At 56.4% G+C, this 2,615-nt stretch carries 1 protein-coding gene; it reads right to left on the bottom strand.

Annotation, left to right across the window (positions count from 1 at the left end; all coding sequences use genetic code 11):
- Positions 1 to 2,615 (bottom strand): type I polyketide synthase (locus PPA03S_RS31970; RefSeq protein ID WP_157284498.1); only part of this gene is annotated, 2,615 nt, incomplete at both ends.

The raw sequence follows: 2,615 nt of genomic DNA on the forward strand, positions 1-2,615 counted from the left end.
AATGGACGCCGGATTACCAGAAAGCGCAATCGAGGACTCGGCCCCGTACAATTGATATTCCTCGTACATCACACCCACGTACACACCCACGATGTCCGCCGCCAAGCTCTCCCGCGTATACCCAGCATCCTCCAGCGTCTCATACACACATTGCATGAACAATCGTTCCTGCGGGTCCATCATCTCGGCTTCCCGGGGAGAGATCTGGAAGAATAGCGGATCGAATTCGTCCACCCCGTCCAGAAATCCGCCCCAACGTCCATAAGTCTTGCCCGGTGTACCCGGCGCCGGATTATACACCTGCTCCTGATCCCAACGTTCTAGCGGGATTTCGGTGATACTGTCTGTTCCACTGCGTAGATTCTCCCAAAACTCATGGATATTCCGCGCTCCCGGATACCTTCCCGCCACACCAATAATGGCGATATCCTGCTTCTCCTCGTGCTCTTGCACCTGAATGGATGATTCGGTTGGATTTATCGAATTCAAAGAATTCATTGGTGCTGCGTTCTGCGACTTTGCATCAACAGCTTGTTGATTCCTCAACGTCCTCTTTTGGCGTAAAATACCCTTGGATTTAACGTCCTCTATTTCTGGCTTTTGTACAGCAACCGAAGTCGGAGATATACCAACGGACTCCTCAGGATGTTCTCCCCCTACAATGAGTCGCAGTTGTTCATGATGGTGCTCAAGAAAGTATTCGCTGAGAGCCCGAAGGGTCTGATACTCGAAAAAAAGTGTTTTGGGCAAGAGACCAAACTGTTCTTCCAAATTGGTAGTCATCTGCATAATAAGCAACGAATCTATGCCGTATCGATCCATGGCTGTATCTACGTCAATCTTTGATTTCGGAAGTCCGATGACACGGGCTAAACGCTCTTGCAGAAATTGAACTGTTTTTACTCGCAAATCCGCATCTTTTTTCTGCACGGGTCGATGTTTCTCTTCATTGATATGCAGGTCCATTCGCTCCTTCCCCATTGGGTGGATCTGACCGGTAATATGCTGGACAGTTTGACTCATATTTAAATGTTCCAAAAGTGTTTCTGCGGAAATATCCCATCCATGCCTTGTCAGCAGTGTTCGGGAAAGCTCACTCCATTGCACCGGGTCCAGACCATATTCACTCCAGTCCATATCCGGATCCATGTCCTGCTCCTCTACATTCAGCAAGGCAGCCACCTCCGACGTAAGCACAGCTACAGCCTCCTGCTGGGCCGTACCTCCCGCCGGAGGCGCCCACGATGGGGGTGGTGTTACCGTCTGGGGCGCTGGGGTCGCTGCTGTCTGGCCAAGTGGCCGTTCCGGCCCGTCTGCATTTGCCGATCCGATCGTTTGAGCGGACCCTGAACTTCCCCGCTCCAGCAGGCTTCTTCGCAGCACCGACAGCTTGCCTTCCGCCACCGCCACCTGACTGCTTCCACTCGCCCAGGCCTGATACAACGCCCTCACACCCGACACCGTTCCCAGCGGTCTCAGCCCATGCTGTTTCCACAGGCGTTGCTTCCCCTCTTCCTCCAGCTGCATCCCGCCTTCTTCCCACAGCGGCCAGTTGATGGACAAGGTTCGCCCTTGACACTCCCCGCGGTTCATCCGTGCATTTCGGCTCAAGGCATACGCATCCATATACCCATTCGCGGCGGCATAATCACCCTGCCCTGCATTCCCCGTCACCGCTGCACCCGAGGAGAACAGCAGCAGTACATCCAGCGCTTCTGTCCCGATCGCTTCTTCCAGGTTCCGTATGCCGTCTACTTTCGGAGCCAGCACGGCCTGCCAGTCGCTTTCTGTTTTGTACCGTATCAGACTGTCCCGGATCTCTCCAGCACAATGCAGCACCCCGTTCACCTGGCCATACTGCTGACGGAGACGCCCAAACAGTCCGTGGACCGCTTCCCGATCGGTGACGTCCACTGCTTCATAAAGCACCCGGGCAGGAAGCTGCGCCATCTCTCGCTGTACCGCCTCTGACATCACCGGGGATCGGCCCGTCAACATCAGCGTACTGCCTTCCGTACGGGCTGCAATCTCCCTGGCCCAGATCCGTCCCAGGCCACCGGCTCCGCCTGTAATGACGTACACGCCTCCGTCCCTCCAAGGGGACAACAGCGGGAAGCTGCTCTTCCGCTTTGTCTTGACCTCTGTCTCCGCCGCATTCCCATTCGTCTTCTCATCCATGTCCACGTCGACCGCCTGCCAGCCCGCTCGCTTCAGCTCGTCCGCTTCCAAACGCAGATGGCTTTCCTCTGCATGAAGCGCACACTGGTGCAGCTGCTCGGTCAACCGTGCGGTGGATGTCTCTGGCTGGACTTCGACAAGCTGTGCCAGACAGCCTGGATGCTCCAGCCGCACCGTCCGCAGCAGCCCGCTTAGGCCGGCGAAACGTCTTCCTTGTTCATCTCCCGCCACGACGACCTGCACGGCCATCCGGTGGCTTCGCTGCATCGCAATCTGCTGCCGCACATGATGCAGGATGGCCTGAACAGCCTGTCCGTACTGCGCCTCCAACGGTCCCGTTAACGCCATCTGCTTCCAGGACACATCCGCAGCCGCAAAGTCTTGCGGGGCCCAATCACATAGCAGCACCGCGGGTTCGACTGCCGGAACCGCAGGCG

This window comes from Paenibacillus pabuli NBRC 13638 (assembly GCF_001514495.1).
Classification (GTDB): domain Bacteria; phylum Bacillota; class Bacilli; order Paenibacillales; family Paenibacillaceae; genus Paenibacillus; species Paenibacillus pabuli.